Here is an 18096-nt window from a genome sequence, read left to right on the forward strand (position 1 = left end):
AACTACAAATAATATAAACCAAAGCTTCTGTGTGGTGGATGCACCTACAGTAGCCGATATACAGGTAAATGAGACTGGAGTTGTTTGGTATGATTCCCCAACCGGAGGCACTGTGGTCGCGAACACGGCATCGCTCATAGATGGAATGGTGTACTACGCGAGCCTAACCGACCCTGTTTCTGGTTGTGAAAGTTCGGTAAGGTTAGCGGTAACAGTAAATGTAACCGATGCACCTACACCAACTACAAATAATATAAACCAAAGCTTCTGTACTGTGGATATGCCAACAGTGGCCGATATTCAGGTGAACGAAACCGGAGTAGTTTGGTATGATGCTGCAACAGGTGGTAACCTGTTGCCGGATACAACTGCATTAACCGATGGTATGACCTACTACGGTAGCTTAACCGATACAAACGGTTGTGAAAGTTCGGTACGACTAGCGGTTACAGTAAATGTAAACGATGGTATGACGCCAACAACTACAGAAACTAATCAGATATTCTGTAGTGTGGATAACCCTACTATAGATGATATACAGGTAAATCAAACAGGTATTACATTCTACAATACTGCAATGGGAGGTACTGCAATTGCAGCAGGAACCGAACTGGTAGACGGAATGACTTATTATGCAAGTATGGTTGACCCTGTTAGCGGTTGTGCAAGTGCTGTAAGGTTAGCAATTACTGTTACCCTGAGCAACGGTACTACGCCAACGACCAACAGTGATGCGCAAACATTCTGTGCGGTAGATATGCCTACAGTGGCCGATATTCAGGTGAATGAAACCGGAGTGATTTGGTACACGGCAGCTACAGGTGGCACACAAATACTGGATACAGCAGCGCTTGTAAACGGTATGACCTACTATGCCGGTATAACCGATGCCAGCGGATGTGAAAGCTCGGTAAGGTTAGCGGTAACAGTAACAGTAGATAGTGGTGAAACACCTACAACAGATGATGTTACTCAAAACTTCTGTGCGGTTGATATGCCAACAGTAGCCGATATTCAGGTGAACGAAACCGGAGTTACATGGTATGATGTTGCAACAGCTGGTAACGTGGTAGATCCGGCAACGGCTCTGGTTTCGGGAGCAACTTACTATGCATCGGTACAGTCAATAGCAGGTTGTGAGAGCTTAATACGATTAGCTGTAACAGTAACGGTAGATGAAGGTGTTACACCAACAACTACTAATACAACTCAGGATTTTTGTGGAGCAGATATGCCAACAATTGCCGATATTCAGGTATCACCTGTAGGAACTATATTCTATGCTTCTATGACAGGCGGTGATCCCCTGGATGTTTCAATGGCATTGGTAGACGGTATGACTTACTATGCTGCTTATGTGAATGCATCAGGTTGTGAAAGTGTGAACAGGCTTGCAATAACAGTTAATGTAAACGATGGTATTACCCCAACTACTACAGATACCACTCAGGATTTCTGTGCGGGTGATATGCCAACAGTAGCCGATCTTCAGGTAAACCAAACGGGAGTGATTTGGTACTCATCTCCAACAGGAGGAGCACCACTACCGGATGATACCGAGCTTATGGATGGAGGAGTATATTATGCTTCCATCATAAACGGAGGTTGTGAAAGTTTGGTAAGACTTGCAGTTACAGTTAATATATACGGTAATACTACAGCAACAATATCTACTTCTAGCCCTAGAACGTGTTATGGTACAGAAACGGTATATGTCACTGAAGATGGTATGACCGACTATGTATGGACAGTTGACGGAGGTATAATTGTAGACGGAGGTACTGCTACAGATAATACCGCTTCAGTAATATGGCTGGATCTTGGTCCTGGTAATATAAGTGTTTCTTATACAGATGCTAACGGATGTGCCGGAACTACAGAAGGTTCACTTGATGTGGATGTGGTAAGCTGTTCTGATTTAACGATATCCAAATCTGTTAACAATTTTAATCCGCTTATCGGTGAAAATGTTATTTTTACCATTACAGTGACAAATGAGGGTGACAGTACCTTTACTGATCTTGAGGTAAGCGAGCAGCTGCCAAGCGGTTATGATTATGTTGATTCTACAGTAACACAGGGTACTTATAATGAGGTAAGCGGTATATGGGTTATACCGTCACTTGGACCGGGAGAATCGGCAGTACTGCAGGTAGTTACTCAGGTACTGTTTGGGGGAGATTATAACAATATAGCCTTCATAGTTGGATCCAACCCTATAGACAGCCAAACAGATAATAATGAGGCTATAGCCTGGGTAGAACCGTCATGCTTAACAGTATATAACGAGTTTACACCAAACGGAGACGGTGCTAACGACACCTTCAGGATAGATTGTATAGAGTACTATCCAAACAATACGCTTTCGGTGTACAACAGGTATGGTTCGCCGGTATACAAAACGTCGGGTTATCAAAACGACTGGGATGGTACTGCAAACCAGGATGGTACTGTAAGAAGAGGAGAAAAGCTACCGGTAGGTACTTACTACTATGTTCTTGAAGTAGAGGGTGCAGTGAAAACAGGCTGGTTGTATATAATGAGATAAATAATGGTTTAGATAAAAAGAGTGGCAGCGCCGCTGTCACTCTCAATTATCAATTAACAAAATATATTTAAGTATGAAAATCACACCAAAATTTATAAAAAGATATTTCCTGTTCGGGCTACTCTTTGCGGCATTTGCTGTAAATGCACAACAGGAAGCTCAATATACCCAGTACATGTATAACACGCTAACTGTTAATCCTGCTTACACAGGTACGGTAGGGCACTTTCAGGGAGTGTTGCAGCACCGCTCACAATGGGTAGGGCTGGACGGTGCTCCTACAACCCAGGCATTTACTTTGCACTCTCCTGTGTTTAATGAAAGGATGGGCTTAGGCTTAAGTGTTGTGAATGACAGGCTGGGACCTTCTCAGGAATTTTTTGCCAATGCTAACTTTGCCTACATTATCCCTGTGGGGTATGATGCTAACCTTTCATTTGGGTTAAAAGCAGGTGTAAGGTTAATGGATATTGACTGGTCTAAGGGTATTTACTATCAGCAAAACGACCCGTTACTTAATACTAACATCAATAATAAAACAACACCTACCATTGGAGCAGGAGTGTATTATTATACCGAGAAGTTTTATGCAGGACTTTCTGTACCAAGCTTCATCAGGTCTGATTATTATGATGATGTTCAGGAGTCAACCGTGTCAGACAGGCTACACTATTATGTAATGGGTGGTTATGTATTTGACCTTTCAGAGAATTTAAAGTTCAAACCGGCTGTTTTAGGTAAGGTGGTTTCAGGAGCACCCGTAACGGTAGATGTTTCGGCTAACTTCTTACTGTATGAAAAACTGACTTTAGGAGCTTCATACAGGTGGGACGATTCGGTAAGTGCATTAGTGGGCTTCCAGATAACGAACTCGATTTTTGCAGGATATTCATATGATTATACCGTAACCGATTTTAATAAGTACAACGACGGATCTCACGAAGTAATACTACGATTTGATGTATTACCTAAAAACAAACGTGTTAAATCTCCAAGATTTTTCTAAAAGATAAAGATTATGATGAGAAAACTATTTTTATACAGTTTACTATTTTGCATAGCATCAGGATTTGCACAACAGAGAGAGCTTAAAAAGGCCGACAGGCTTTTTGAAGATCTGGCTTATGTGGAAGCAGCGAAAGCTTATGAGAAATATCTTAAGGAAGAATCTGCTCCCGGTACCCAAACCATAATGAATGTTGCTGATGCTTATTACTATACAGGTAATAACGGTAGTGCCCTAAGATGGTACACCAAGCTTTACAGTGTTTTAGCCGATAATATGGATGATACCCATTTTAACAGGTATATACAAACCCTAAGAGCTACCGAAGATTATAAAAAAGCAGACGAACTGTTAAAGAAAAGACTGGAGCAAAAAGGCGATCAGGCTATGATTGACAGGTTTATCAGTCAGAGAAAATACCTTGACAGTATTAACGGTCAGCCGTCTAATTATACGGTAAGTAATTTGGATTCTAATAGTGATAAAGCCGACTTTGGTACGGCATTTTACGGTAGCCAGATTGTGTTTTCATCCAGTAGGGATACCACAAAAGTAGGAGGGAAAACCTATTCGTGGAATGAGCAGCCTTACCTTGAGCTCTATGTGGCCGACAGGAATGCCGAAGACGGTTCGCTGTTTAATATCCAGAAGTTTTTGCCTAAAGAGCAAACACAGTATCATAACGCTACTATATCGTTTATGCCCGATTTGAAAACGGTTTATTATTCGGCAAATATTGTTAAGCCTAATGATAAGTTAATTACAGACGATGAGGGTACAGGGAACTTTGAGATAATCAAAGGAACTATAGAAGGTGAGAAGCTCTCTGCAACCGAAAAACTTCCTTTTGATAATAAAAAATATTCGGTGGGTCACCCGGCGGTAAGTGCCGATGGTAAATGGCTGTTCTTTGTGTCAGATATGCCCGGTGGTTATGGAGATGCCGATATTTATGTAGCCCAGATTTTTGACGATGGTAAACTGGGAGAGCCTAAAAACCTAGGCGATAAAATAAATACCAGTGGCAGGGAAATGTTCCCGTTTATTAACGACAGTATTTTATATTTCTCTTCAGACGGGCATTACGGACTTGGAGGTTTGGATGTGTTTGAAAGTAAAATGACAGGCAGGGCCGAATTTGAAGCGCCTAAAAACCTGGGAAATCAGGTAAACAGTAATGTTGATGATTTTGCCTTTATTATTGATAAGGATAAAAAATACGGATACTTTTCTTCCAGCCGTAAAGGCGGAATGGGCGATGATGATATTTATTACTTTACAAGGCAGGAGCCGGTTTGTATACAAACAGTGTCGGGTATTGTGACTAATGCCAAATATAAAGTGCCAATCAATCAGGCCGATATTAAGGTGTATGATGAATTTGGTGATGTAATAGCATCGGTTAAAACTAAAGAAGATGGTACATATAGTGTTGAGGTTCCGTGTGGTTCAAAAATCAAAGTAGAGGCTTCTAAGCCTAACCATACCAAAGCAGAAAAGGAACTGGAAACAGATAAAACACCTAACCATGAAACTAAAGACGTGAACTTTGAGCTTAACAACTATGAAGATCTTGTTAAGAAAGAAGACGACGTTGAAAAGGTAGATATCAATCCTATTTACTTTGATTACGACAAATGGGATATTACCCCACAGGCGGCAGAAGAGCTTGATAAGGTGGTGTATATTATGAAAAACTTCCCGGCAATTGTTATTAAAATTGAATCGCACACCGATTCAAGAGGTAAGGATGCGTACAACATGACGCTATCTGAAAACAGGGCGCAGTCTACTTACAAATATATCACTGAGCATGGTATCGATCCGTCAAGAATTGAGAGTGTAAAAGGATATGGTGAGTCGCAGCTTAAAAACAAATGTAGTAACGGGGTAAAGTGTACTGAAGAAGAGCACGCAATAAACAGAAGGTCAGATTTTATTATAGTGAAGAAGTGATTTTAGCTTAAGTTGTTTAAGTTGATTTTGATGGCAGGGCACCCTTCTTTGGGGTGCCCTTGTTTGTTTTTGGCGGATTAACACAAATAATGTTGTTAAATGTTCGCGAATTGTTATTTTTGTTGGTTGCAAAAAAGCAACGAAGCATAATTTTTTTATCTCCGTTGCGTTTACTTAACCGTATTACAGTGTTACAAACTATTTAATAATGAAATTAAAAAAGGTTCTTCTTGGGATTTCACTGTGTGTATCGGCACTTTCGTTTGCCCAACAAACAAAAAAAGAGGTGTTGTTTACCATAAATGAAAATCCTTATTATACAGACGAGTTTGTGAGGGTTTATAATAAAAACCTTGATTTGGTAAAAGACGACTCGCAAAAAGACTTAGATAACTACCTTAATCTTTTTATTGGTTATAAGCTTAAAGTAAACAGGGCTTACGAACTGGGACTTCAGGATAACAGGAAGTATCAGTTAGAGCTTAAAAACTACCGTGAGCAGCTTTCTAAAAACTATCATCTTGACAAAGAGGTGACAGACGAGCTGGTTCAGGAAGCTTATAACAGACTTCAAAAAGAGGTAAAAGCATCGCATATTTTATTCAAACTGGATGAAAATGCTTTACCTGCAGATACTTTAAGAGTATACAACAAAGCAATGGAAATAAGAGCCAAGGCTCTTGCCGGTGAAGATTTTGGTAAGCTGGCACAGCAATACTCTGAAGATATTCCTGCTGCAAAAACCGATAAAGGTGAACTAGGCTATTTCTCTGCTTTCAGAATGGTTTATCCGTTTGAAACAGGAGCTTACACTACTCCGAAGGGAGAGGTGTCAATGCCTATAAGAAGCCGTTTTGGTTATCACATTATAAAGGTTGAAGATGTTAGGCAAAACAGGGGAGATATTATAGTAGCCCATATAATGTTGCTTAAATCAAAAGATAATGCCTCTGAAGAAGAAAAGGCAAAAGTAAAAACCCGTGCCGAGGAGATATACCAAAAGTTAAAACAGGGAGAAGATTTTGGTGAACTGGCTAAGCAGTTTTCTCAGGATGGTTATACAGCTACAAAAGGCGGCGTGCTTGAAAAGTTCAGCTCGGGGTCATTAAGCTCTGAAGAGTTTGAGAACAGAGCGTTTGCATTAAAGGTGCCTGGTGATTATACTGAGCCTTTTGAAACACAATACGGTTGGCATATTGTTAAACTGGTTAAAAAATTCCCATTACTTACTTTTGAAGAAAGTAAAGAGGATTTAGAGGCAAGAGTAGCTAAAGATGACCGTTCATCTGTTATTGCAGAAGCGATGACTGAAAAGCTTAAGAAAAAATACCCTATGGATACCGATAAGAAAATGTATTCAAAGGTGCTTACAGCTGTAAACGATTCTTACTATGTTACTGCATGGAAACTACCTGAAAGTGCTGATAGCTTTAATAAAACTTTATTAACTATAAACAATGATAAAGAAATAAAGGCTTGGGAGTTTCTGGAGTATATCAATAAAGAGCAAAAAGGAGGTATTAAAGCGAAACCGCTTAACAGGCTTGTGTCTATTTTGTTTGAAAAATTTAGTAATGAAAAGCTAAACGAGTATTACGACGAAAATCTTGAAAATGAATTTCCGGAGTTTGCAGGTGTAATGCAGGAGTATAAAGACGGACTGTTGCTGTTTGATTTAATGGAAAAAGAGATATGGGATAAAGCTAAAAAAGATACAGTAGGCCTTAAAAACTATTACAACGCTCATCTTAATGAGTACAGATGGGGTAACAGGGTTGATGCCGAGGTTATTTCTTCTACAGATAAAAAGATTATTGAAAAAGCAAGAAAGCTTCTTAAAAAAGGTAAAGACATTGCTTTTATAAAAGAAGAGCTTAATACAAACGGTAAAATAAATGTAATAGAAAGATCGGGTGTGTTTGCTCAAAATGATGAAATGTTACCTGTTCTTGATAAATGGGAAACAGGGATAAGTGATGTGGTTAGCAAAGGTGATTACTATTATGTTATAAAAGTAAATAAGGTATTACCGGCAAGCACTAAAGCACTTGATGAATGCAGAGGTCGCGTGGTAAATGATTATCAGCAATATCTTGAAAGCACTTGGGTAGATACACTTAAAAAAGAGTTTACCGTTAAGATAAATAAAGGTGTTTTTGAGAATATAAAAAAACAGCTTAACCAGTAATGATTAAAAAAGCAGTATTGTTTTTACTGGCAGGGTTAGCCGTATCCTGTAATTATTTTCAAAAAGAGGCAAAGCCACATGCTGTTGCAAGGGTTAACGATTCCTATTTGTATGAAGAGGAAATAAATAAGCTTGTGCCGGCAGGAACCTCAAAAGAAGATAGTCTGGCTATTGTGAAAAGCTATATAGACAGGTGGGCTACTCAAAAACTACTTTATAATGCGGCAGAGCTTAACCTAGGTGCAGAAAAGCAGGAAGAGTTTAACGAACTGGTAAGGCAGTATAAAATTGATTTATATACAAAGGCATACATAGAAGAGCTGGTAAAAAGGAGTGTGGATACTGTAGTGGCAGATGCCGAGCTTAAGGCTTATTATGATGCCAATAAAGAAAACTTCAGGACTACCGGTACACTTGTTAAGCTTAAATACATACACTTATTAAAGGATCATCCTAAATTTGCATCGATAAAGGAAAAATTTTCCAGTAATAAGAAAACAGATATAAAAGCGTTAAGTGATATAGCAATACAATTTAAAAGTTACGCTTTTAACGATACAACCTGGGTAGATATGAACCAGGTATATAGAAAGCTGCCATTTATAACTCCAGAGAACAGGGATACATATATAAGCAGTAATATGTCTTATCAGTATCCTGATTCTACAGATGTATACTTGGTAAAGGTTTCAAAGGTGTTAGGTAAAAATGAGATTTCCCCGTATGAATATATAAGGCCAACTTTAGAGCAGCTTATAATAAACGGCAGGAAGTTTGAGTTAATAAAGAAATTCGAAAAAGATATAACGGATGATGCGATTAAAAATAAAGACTATGAAATTTATAAATAGCAAACTGGCTTTATTTCTTGTAACCAGCTGTATGGTTTTTGGAAGTGTGAGTGCTCAGGAAATAATTAAAGATGAGCCTGTGCAGGATACAGTAAAACCAAGAGCGCCAAAAGGCAAAATGAAAGTAGACGGTATTGTGGCTGTTGTTGGTGATTTTGTAGTACTTGATTCTGATATCGATATGATGTATAAGGAACTTCAGGCTCAGGAAGTATCTGTTAAAGATATTACCCGATGTGAACTGCTGGGTAAACTTATGGAAGATAAGCTGTATGCTCACCACGCTATACAGGATAGTATTATTGTAAGTGATGTTGAGGTTAACGAAAGAATGCAACAACAAATAGACTACTTTGTTGAGCAGTTAGGTTCTGAGCAGCGTATGGTTGAGTATTTCAAAAAAAGAGATCTTCCGTCGTTTAAGGAAGAGCTTTTTGAAATGATCAAAAACCAGAAGCTCACAGAGCAAATGCAGAAAAAGATTATTGATGAGGTAGAGGTAACTCCTGAAGAGGTAAAGATATTCTTTTCTAAATTTAAAGGAGATGAAATACCTCAGTTTGGTGCCGAGGTTGAGATAGCTCAAATTGTAGTGAAGCCTGAAATATCTCAGGAAGAAAAACAAAAGGTTATTGATCGTTTAAAGGAAATTAAGAAAGAAGTTGAAGGTGGGGCAAGTTTTTACAGTAAGGCTGTACTTTATTCTGAAGACCCTGGATCAAGATCATCGGGAGGTTTTTATAAAATGACCAGAAAAACAGCTTTTGTAAAAGAGTTTAAAGATGCAGCCTTTAGTTTAGATGAAGGTGAAATATCAGATCCGGTTGAAACTGAATTTGGTTACCACCTTATTTATGTAGAGAAAATCAGAGGTCAGGAAATTGATGTAAGACATATTCTTATGAAGCCTAAGGTTTCTAAAGAAGCGGAAGCAGCAGCAAAAAAGAAAATTGAGAATATAAGAGAAAGGATTTTAAGCGGAGAAATTACGTTTGCTGATGCTGCAAAGTCGGAGTCAGATGAAAAGGAAACCAGAAACAGCGGCGGACTTTTAATGAACCCAAGAACACTGGAAACCCGTTTTGAACTTACAAAACTTCCGTCAGAACTTTACAGTGCAGTATATGATTTAAAAGAAGGTGATATAACGCAACCGTTGCTTGAAGATGACCCAAGAACCGGTAAAGTTTTCAAAATAATGACTGTTGCTACACGTTATCCGGATCATAAGGCCGATTTCGCTCAGGATTACCTAAAAATTAAAGAACTGGCGCTTAAGGAAAAACAAATTGGGGTAATTGGAGAATGGTCTGAAGAAAAAATCAAGGAAACATACATAAAGGTTGCAAAAGAGTATCAGGACTGTAAGTTTGCTAATCACTGGGTTAAAAAATAGTAACCTTATTCTGTGGGAATTTTAGGTTTACTTTAAAAATATTTTTAAGTTTGGAGTAAGGGAGTTCCCTTTTTTAATTCGAAACCATTAACCAATTATGTCAGACGTAGCAGCGATACAAAATTTAGTTGAGAAGCAAGCTCAACTAAAAAAGGAAATTGCAAAAATAATTGTAGGCCAGGAAGAGGTTGTTAATCAAATTGTACTTAGCATTTTTGCCGGAGGGCATGCTCTTTTAGTAGGGGTGCCCGGGTTAGCAAAAACGCTTATGGTAAATACAATTTCCCAAGCCTTAGGACTGGAGTTTAAACGTATACAGTTTACTCCTGATTTAATGCCGTCAGACATTTTAGGAAGTGAAATACTGGATGAGAACAGGCAGTTTAAATTTATAAAAGGACCTATTTTCTCTAATATTATATTAGCCGATGAGATAAACCGTACACCGCCTAAAACTCAGGCAGCTCTACTGGAGGCAATGCAGGAGAAAGCAGTAACTGTTGCGGGACATCATTATAAACTATCATTGCCTTACTTTGTATTGGCAACCCAAAACCCTATTGAGCAGGAGGGAACCTATCCGTTGCCCGAGGCTCAGCTGGATCGTTTTATGTTTGCCATAAAGCTGGACTATCCTACATTTGAAGAAGAAGTTCAGGTGGTTAAGAGTACTACGACAGATACTACACAGCAGATAAATTCATTATTTACAGCACAGGAAATTTTAGATTTCCAGCACCTTATCAGGAGGATACCTGTGGCAGATAATGTTATAGAGTATGCCGTTCGACTGGTAGGTAAAACAAGACCGGGCAGTACCATGGCCGATGATTATGTTAATAACTACCTTGATTGGGGAGCAGGGCCAAGAGCTTCACAAAATCTTATACTGGCAGCAAAAACACATTCGGCATTAAACGGTAAGTATTCTCCCGATATAGAAGATGTGCAGGCTGTTGCTACTGGGATTTTACGGCACAGAATTATAAAAAATTACAAAGCAGATGCCGAAGGCATTACCGAAGAAATGATAATCAAAAAGCTGTTTTAAAAACAGCTTTTTTTATTTTAGGTGTTTTGTCAGAAAATCTGTAAAAATTGAAAAATGTTACCAAATTGTTAATAAATAGTTTTAGTTTTTTTATAATTGATATAGAATAGTCTCGTTATATGTTTTATATTTACGGTGCATCTGTATAAATATGAAAAAACTATTAGGAACATTTCCTGAATTCTATTATATAGGATTAGGAGCTTTTACGATTATTAATGATTATTATGCTAACAGTTATAATAATTATGTTGCCCTTTTAATTACCTGGCTTGTCTTTTTGCAAATTTTTTACAAGCATAAAGTATTAGGACTTGTGTATGGTAATATGCTTACTTTGTTTTCTGTATATATGTTGGTAAATGTTTTTGAAAACTACCGTGAAACAGGTTCTGTAATGCATTTTGTGTCAGGAACAGTTTTATTCGGTATAGCATTTATAGCTGCAATAGGAATGGTTTATAAGTATGCCGTAGCAGAGACAAAATTTAATGAAAACGAGTTGACTATAACTTATTAATAAAGTTTTATTTAGCTTATAAAAAGCCATTCTCCTGTGCAGAGAGTGGCTTTTTTTTATGGATTAGGATTGTTTTTTTAGGAATTATCAATATAGAGTGAAAAAATTAAGAATTCTTAAATATTTGGGTTAACTTCTTAATTTTATTGAGATATGTGCAGTATTATAGAATGTTTATAAATAATAATTGCTGCAAATTAATCAATCAATAAAAATTTTTTAATTGCTGCAATAATCAGTAAATTTACACACTTTTTACAAACGAACATTAATATACTTATTATGGCTTTTGATATTGAAATGATCAAAAAGGTGTATGAGAACATGGCAGAGCGTGTGGATAAAGCACGTGATCTTGTAGGTCGTCCTCTTACACTTTCTGAAAAGATTTTATATTCCCACCTGTGGGAAGGTGTGCCTTCACAGGCTTTTACAAGAGGTAAGGACTATGTGGATTTTGCGCCAGACAGAGTTGCCTGTCAGGATGCTACTGCACAAATGGCTCTGCTTCAGTTTATGCATGCAGGAAAGAATAAAGTTGCTGTTCCTACAACTGTACACTGTGATCACCTTATCCAGGCTAAAGTTGATGCAAAAACCGATTTAAAACGTGCAAAAGAGCAAAGTAATGAGGTTTTTGACTTTTTATCATCTGTATCAGATAAATATGGTATTGGTTTCTGGAAACCGGGAGCCGGTATTATTCACCAGGTTGTTTTAGAGAACTATGCGTTCCCTGGAGGTATGATGATTGGTACCGATTCTCACACTGTAAATGCAGGTGGTTTAGGTATGCTTGCAATTGGTGTAGGTGGTGCTGATGCTGTAGACGTTATGTCTGGTATGGCATGGGAGCTTAAATTCCCTAAATTAATTGGTGTTAAGTTAACCGGTAAATTATCTGGTTGGACTGCGCCTAAAGACGTTATCTTAAAAGTTGCCGGTATCCTTACTGTAAAAGGTGGTACGGGTGCTGTTATAGAATATTTTGGTGAAGGTGCTAAAGCTATGTCTTGTACAGGTAAAGGTACTATTTGTAACATGGGTGCAGAGGTAGGTGCTACTACTTCTACATTTGGTTATGATGAGTCTATGGATCGTTACCTGAGAGCTACAAACAGAGCTGATGTTGCTGATGCAGCTGCTGCAGTTGCAGATTACCTTACTGCTGATGCAGAGGTTTATGCTAACCCAGAGCAGTATTTTGATGAGGTTATTGAAATTAACCTTTCTGAACTTGAGCCACACTTAAACGGTCCTTTCACTCCGGATTTAGCTACTCCTATCTCTAAAATGAGAGAAGAGGCAGAGAAAAACGACTGGCCTTTACAGGTACAGGTAGGACTTATAGGTTCTTGTACTAACTCTTCTTACGAAGATATTTCGCGTTCGGCTTCTCTTGCTAAGCAGGTTGCTGAAAAGAAACTTAAAACTAAAGCTAAGTTTACAATCACTCCGGGTTCTGAAGTAGTTCGCTACACTATAGAGCGTGACGGATTTATTGATACTTTTGATAAGATTGGTGCTACTGTATTCGCTAATGCCTGCGGACCATGTATTGGTATGTGGGATCGTGAAGGTGCTGAGAAAGAAGAAAGAAATACTATTGTTCACTCGTTTAACAGAAACTTCTCTAAGCGTGCCGATGGTAACCCTAACACATTAGCATTTGTTGGTTCTCCTGAACTTGTAACTGCTCTTGCTATTGCAGGTGACCTTGGATTTAACCCGTTAACAGATAAGTTAATCAACGAAGACGGTGAAGAGGTAATGCTTGATGAGCCAACAGGTAATGAGCTTCCTCCAAAAGGATTTGATGCAGAGGATCCGGGTTATCAGGCTCCGTCTGTAGATGGTAGTGGTGTAGAGGTTATAGTAAGTCCTACTTCAGAGCGTTTACAGCTTCTTGCTCCGTTCCAGCCATGGGATGGTGAGAACATCACTGGTGCAAAACTTCTTATCAAAGCATTTGGTAAATGTACTACAGACCACATTTCTATGGCGGGTCCTTGGTTACGTTTCCGTGGTCACCTTGATAACATTTCTAACAATATGTTAATTGGTGCTGTGAATGCTTTCAATATGAAAACAAATTCAGTTAAAAACGAATTAACCGGTGAGTATGATGCTGTACCTGCGGTACAACGTGATTATAAAGCGGCTGGCATTCCTACAGTAGTAGTGGGTGATCATAACTATGGTGAAGGTTCTTCACGTGAGCATGCTGCAATGGAACCAAGACACCTTGGTGTTAGAGCGGTACTTGTAAAATCGTTTGCCCGTATTCACGAAACTAACCTTAAGAAACAAGGTATGCTTGCGTTAACTTTTGCTAACGAGGCTGATTATGATAAAATCCAGGAAGGTGATACTTTCAACTTTACAGATCTTAAAGAGTTTGCTCCTAACAAGCAGCTTACTCTTGAGGTTGTTCACAAAGACGGATCTAAAGATGTAATTATGGCTAACCACTCATACAACGAAGGTCAAATTGGCTGGTTTGTGGCTGGTTCTGCTCTTAACCTTATTGCTGCAGCGTCAAACGCTTAATCAGTAGGTTAATATAAATACAAAACTCCCGTGCATAGCACGGGAGTTTTTTTATATCCTATTTTGATTGTTTTAAAAAGTACGGGCATAAAAAAAACCGACCTTTTGGGTCGGCTTTTCCAGTTGCGTTTCCGCAGCTGTCCGCATCTATTAATAATAAGTGTACCTCCTTACTTGAGCTATGTATTTAGCCAGGCGAATTACCTGGTGGCTGTAACCGTATTCGTTATCATACCATACATATAATACAATGTTCTTGCCGTCTGCAGATACAATTGTTGCATTGCTGTCGTAAATTGAAGGAGCAGAAGTCCCAACAATATCAGACGAAACAAGTTCATTGTTTAAAGAATATTTAATTTGCTCTACAAGTTGTCCTTCAAGAGCATAATGTTTCATAGTGTTATTAATCTCCTCAACCGATGTTGGTTTTTCAACCTCAAGGTTAAGTACTACAAGCGATCCGTTTGGTACCGGTACACGAATAGCGTTTGATGTAAGCTTTCCTGCAAGTGATGGTAATGCTTTTGCAACAGCGCTACCTGCACCTGTTTCTGTAATTACCATGTTAAGGGCAGCAGCTCTACCACGACGGTATTTCTTGTGCATGTTGTCTACAAGATTCTGGTCGTTAGTGTAAGCGTGAATGGTTTCAAGGTGACCTTTTACTACGCCTAAAGTGTCTTCTACAGCTTTAAGGATAGGAGTAATGGCGTTAGTAGTACATGAAGCGGCAGAGTAAATATCTACTTCTTCAGGGTTGTATTCATTGTGGTTAACACCATATACAATGTTTGGAACACCTTTACCGGGAGCAGTTAATAATACTTTATCTGTTCCTTTAGATGTTAAGTGGCGTTTAAGAGCCTCTTCGGTTGTAAATGCACCTGTGTTATCAATCACTAATGCACTTTCAATACCATATTCTGTATAATCAATATCTTCAGGAGCGTTTGCCGTAATCATGTGAACAGTAGTTCCGTTAATGATAAGGGCATTGTTTTCGTGATCTGCAATAACCGATCCCTGGAAATCACCGTGGATAGAGTCACAACGTAAAAGAGATGCTCTTTTTTCTAAAAGTACTGCATCGTTTTTATCTCTGGTAACAATGGCTCTTAGGCGAAGTTGGTTTCCTTTACCTATTTTAGACATCATTTCTCTTGCTAAAAGACGACCAATACGACCAAAACCATAAAGAACAACATCTTTAGGTTGGATGTTTTTACTTTGTTTAGCGTCTTTTAGTTTGTCTATAACAAATGCTTTTGCATCGTTATACTTGTTGTCTTCAATGTGGTACTCGTAAGTAAGTTTACCAATGTCTATACGTGATGGAGGAAGGTCTAACGACTGGATAGCTCTTGCTATCTCAACAGAATCAAAAATATTTATCGGTTTCTGTACAAACTCTCCGGCATATTCATGAAGGTTAATAATGTCGCTAACGTTACGGTCAATAAGTTGATTTCTGAAAAGAACCAGTTCAATTGACTTGTCATACCATAGGTCGCTAACAATTTTAATAAATTCTACACCTGCCCTGCGTCTGTCTGCCTGGAAGGATAATTCTTTCTCGTATAAAACATTATTGTTCATGAAGATAGAAATAGTTTAGTGTGTTATTTGATTGCAAAAATATATATTTCAAACGTTTTCGTAAAAATTTTTTTCAATGTTTTTTATTTATTTTTAAAAAATCAATAATTGAGTTAAAACCATGATAATTATTGAAATTATAAATATTATACTATAACTATTGTTACGAAAACGATGTATTTGGCTGGTTTGTGTTAAGTAATAGTTAAAAGATAATTTTTTATTAGTGAGAATTTTTTGTCAAATCGTGAAAAATAAGCGATAACCATCTAATAATGAGTTTTTCATAACTTTTTAATTAATTTTTGTAGTATATTTAAATGCTAACATTAAAATAATTAATATGAAAACACACCTACGCTTAATTTTTTACGTTCTTTCTTTTTTTGCTATGCTCTCATACTCCGGTAAGGTGTATGCTCAAATAGATTATAATGACAATTTTGAAGACTATCTTTATGACTGGGATAGTTATGATTTTGACTACTACAGTCTTGTTCCCTGTGAAGGAGATCTCTCTTTTGTAACAAACCTTTACACTAGTTTTACCGAAGCTGAAATTGTTTCACCATCTTTAGGGATTTCAAATGGTTATGAAACGACTCTGTCTTTCGAATATAAAATTATGGATTATGCTGGCTTTGTAGATCCTACAGTTCCTACAGCAAACTCGGATAACTGGGGGAGTATAGAATTTTATTATTCTACTTCTGAAACCGGACCTTTTACACTAATACATACAATTGATACTGATAATCATATCGAATCTGTCGATTGTGCTACTCAAACAGTAACATTTACTCCTGCAGAAGGGGAAGAGGTTTTTGTGAAAATCCTTGCTCAGATTGGAGATACATCAAACGACTTCTATATTATCATAGACAGTTTTTCTGTAGTACAGGATTTACCTGCATGTACAGGTGCTCCAGCTGTTGCTGATGCTGTTTCTTCAACAGTTTATGCTTGTGATACAGCTGATATTAACCTGTCACTTTCTCCTGCTTATTCGGCTTCAGGTTTAGCTTATCAGTGGCAGTATTCTACTGATGGCGAAATATTTACCGATGTGGCTGAAGGTGGTGATATGGCAACCTATAGTGCTGTACAAACAGAAACCACATGGTATCGTGCTGTGGTTACATGTACTGATAGTGATGAGTCGGCAACTAGTACTCCTGTACAGGTAGTTCAAAGTGGTATACCGTGTTACTGTGATGTAGATTTTGATAGTGGAACAGAGCCTATAACTTATGTAGAGTTTGCAGGTATAGAAAACTCATCCTCAGTAGACACAAGTAGCCCGGGGATGGAAGACTTTACAGGTATGGCTCCCGGAGAAGTTTCTTTAGGAGAAGAGTATACTATTGTTGTAGAAGGAAATACAAACGGATCTTATGAAAATTACTTAACCGTGTTTATTGATTTTAATCATAACGGCGACTTTAGTGATGAAGGAGAAAGTTTTGAGATTGGGTTCTTAGATTCATCTACAGGTGAAGACGGACAGCAGGTTACAGGTACTATTGCTATTCCTGCTGATGCTATGTCCGGAATTACTTTTATGAGAGTATTCAAATCGTATGATGTTTATACATCAGATCCTTGCTCAAGTGAAGACGCATTGGGGTATGGACAAGTTGAAGATTATCTGCTAAATATTACTTGTGGTACCGAAGCGCCTGTTGCCGATGTTGTTCAGTATTTCTGTACATCAGGTGTAGTAGCTGATTTAATGGCTGAAGGTGATACTATAGTGTGGTATAATGCTGCTGAAGATGGTGATATGCTTGCTGAAACAGATGTTCTTGTGGATGGTACTACTTATTATGCAGCACAAGTGCCTGATGGTGGTTGTGAAAGTGAAATGAGAACTGCTGTTATAGCTATGGTTACTGTGGTTTCTGCACCTACAGGTGTGTCAGAGCAGTCTTTTGATGTAGATCCTGATTTGTTAGTTTACCCAACTTTAGCAGAAATTGAAGTTACAGTTGAAGAAGGTGCAGTGGTTAACTGGTATGCTTCTGAAGAAGATGCTCTTGCAGGAGAAAATGCTCTTTCGGGAGATACTATTGTAGATGCTAATGCAACATATTATATAACACAAACTGTAGATGGTTGTGAAAGTGCGCCGTTTGCAGTAGGTGTAATTTTAGGTAACGAAAGTTTTGCTTTTGGAACATTTAAGTACTATCCTAACCCGGTAAGCAATGTGCTTAACATGTCTTACACTAATACTATTACAGGTGTAGAGGTGTATAACCTGGTAGGGCAAAGGGTAATTGAGAAGTCGTATACTCAAAACGAGGTACAGTTAGATATGTCTCAATTAACAGCCGGTACTTATATGGTTAAAGTGATCACTGTAGACGCTTCATCTACCATTAAAGTGGTGAAGCAATAAATATAGTTGATTAATGTTTAAGGAGAAAGG

At 38.1% G+C, this 18096-nt stretch carries 11 protein-coding genes; 10 read left to right on the forward strand and 1 reads right to left on the reverse strand.

Going from position 1 to position 18096, the window contains the following annotated elements:
• From Q763_RS06160 to Q763_RS06200, 9 genes are all read left to right on the forward strand, one after another.
• On the forward strand, positions 1–2548 hold a 2548-nt coding region (locus Q763_RS06160), incomplete at its 5' end, for a T9SS C-terminal target domain-containing protein (protein ID WP_035132289.1).
• A 73-nt stretch (positions 2549–2621) separates the two neighbouring features.
• Positions 2622–3554, forward strand: a complete 933-nt coding sequence (locus tag Q763_RS06165; protein WP_035132290.1) for a PorP/SprF family type IX secretion system membrane protein — start codon at positions 2622–2624, stop codon at positions 3552–3554.
• Positions 3555–3566: 12 nt separating this feature from the next.
• Positions 3567–5510 (forward strand): OmpA family protein, encoded by a 1944-nt coding sequence (locus Q763_RS06170; protein WP_232297504.1) that lies wholly within the window; start codon positions 3567–3569, stop codon positions 5508–5510.
• A gap of 208 nt (positions 5511–5718) precedes the next feature.
• Positions 5719–7698 (forward strand): peptidylprolyl isomerase, encoded by a 1980-nt coding sequence (locus Q763_RS06175; protein ID WP_035132294.1) that lies wholly within the window; start codon positions 5719–5721, stop codon positions 7696–7698.
• Positions 7698–8549, forward strand: a complete 852-nt coding sequence (locus tag Q763_RS06180; RefSeq protein ID WP_052123265.1) for a hypothetical protein — start codon at positions 7698–7700, stop codon at positions 8547–8549. Before Q763_RS06175 ends, Q763_RS06180 begins: the two co-directional genes overlap by 1 nt.
• Entirely contained in the window at positions 8533–9945 is a 1413-nt protein-coding gene (locus Q763_RS06185) for a peptidylprolyl isomerase (protein ID WP_157499347.1), read from the forward strand. The genes Q763_RS06180 and Q763_RS06185 overlap by 17 nt, the downstream gene beginning before the upstream one ends.
• 97 nt (positions 9946–10042) lie before the next feature.
• The gene (locus Q763_RS06190) at positions 10043–10996 is read left to right on the forward strand and encodes an AAA family ATPase (protein WP_035132295.1); all 954 of its coding nucleotides are present in this window, start codon (positions 10043–10045) and stop codon (positions 10994–10996) included.
• Between the two features lie 151 nt (positions 10997–11147).
• On the forward strand, positions 11148–11516 hold the full coding sequence (locus tag Q763_RS06195; protein WP_035132297.1) for a hypothetical protein: 369 nt from the start codon (positions 11148–11150) through the stop codon (positions 11514–11516).
• 282 nt (positions 11517–11798) lie between these two features.
• Positions 11799–14066 carry an aconitate hydratase gene (locus Q763_RS06200; RefSeq protein WP_035132302.1) on the forward strand — a complete coding sequence of 756 codons (2268 nt, stop codon included), beginning with the start codon at positions 11799–11801 and terminating at the stop codon, positions 14064–14066.
• A 150-nt stretch (positions 14067–14216) separates the two neighbouring features.
• Here the strand turns inward: Q763_RS06200 and Q763_RS06205 are convergent, their stop codons facing one another.
• Entirely contained in the window at positions 14217–15665 is a 1449-nt protein-coding gene (locus Q763_RS06205) for a glyceraldehyde-3-phosphate dehydrogenase (RefSeq protein ID WP_035132304.1), read from the reverse strand.
• A 343-nt stretch (positions 15666–16008) separates the two neighbouring features.
• Between Q763_RS06205 and Q763_RS06210 the strand changes: the two genes are divergently transcribed.
• Positions 16009–18066: a GEVED domain-containing protein gene (locus Q763_RS06210; protein WP_035132306.1), complete on the forward strand. Its 2058-nt coding sequence runs from the start codon at positions 16009–16011 to the stop codon at positions 18064–18066.
• Positions 18067–18096: the final 30 nt, after the last annotated feature.

Source organism: Flavobacterium beibuense F44-8, assembly GCF_000769915.1.
In the GTDB taxonomy this organism is placed as follows: Bacteria; Bacteroidota; Bacteroidia; order Flavobacteriales; family Flavobacteriaceae; genus Flavobacterium; species Flavobacterium beibuense.

What these genes read in the sequence shown, in the direction of transcription:
- Q763_RS06165 (WP_035132290.1), top strand. Translation starts at nt 2,622, where the DNA reads ATGAAAATCACACCAAAATTTATAAAAAGATATTTCCTGTTCGGGCTA.
- Q763_RS06170 (WP_232297504.1), top strand. Translation starts at nt 3,567, where the DNA reads ATGATGAGAAAACTATTTTTATACAGTTTACTATTTTGCATAGCATCA.
- Q763_RS06175 (WP_035132294.1), top strand. Translation starts at nt 5,719, where the DNA reads ATGAAATTAAAAAAGGTTCTTCTTGGGATTTCACTGTGTGTATCGGCA.
- Q763_RS06180 (WP_052123265.1), top strand. Translation starts at nt 7,698, where the DNA reads ATGATTAAAAAAGCAGTATTGTTTTTACTGGCAGGGTTAGCCGTATCC.
- Q763_RS06185 (WP_157499347.1), top strand. Translation starts at nt 8,533, where the DNA reads ATGAAATTTATAAATAGCAAACTGGCTTTATTTCTTGTAACCAGCTGT.
- Q763_RS06190 (WP_035132295.1), top strand. Translation starts at nt 10,043, where the DNA reads ATGTCAGACGTAGCAGCGATACAAAATTTAGTTGAGAAGCAAGCTCAA.
- Q763_RS06195 (WP_035132297.1), top strand. Translation starts at nt 11,148, where the DNA reads ATGAAAAAACTATTAGGAACATTTCCTGAATTCTATTATATAGGATTA.
- Q763_RS06200 (WP_035132302.1), top strand. Translation starts at nt 11,799, where the DNA reads ATGGCTTTTGATATTGAAATGATCAAAAAGGTGTATGAGAACATGGCA.
- Q763_RS06205 (WP_035132304.1), bottom strand. Translation starts at nt 15,665, where the DNA reads ATGAACAATAATGTTTTATACGAGAAAGAATTATCCTTCCAGGCAGAC.
- Q763_RS06210 (WP_035132306.1), top strand. Translation starts at nt 16,009, where the DNA reads ATGAAAACACACCTACGCTTAATTTTTTACGTTCTTTCTTTTTTTGCT.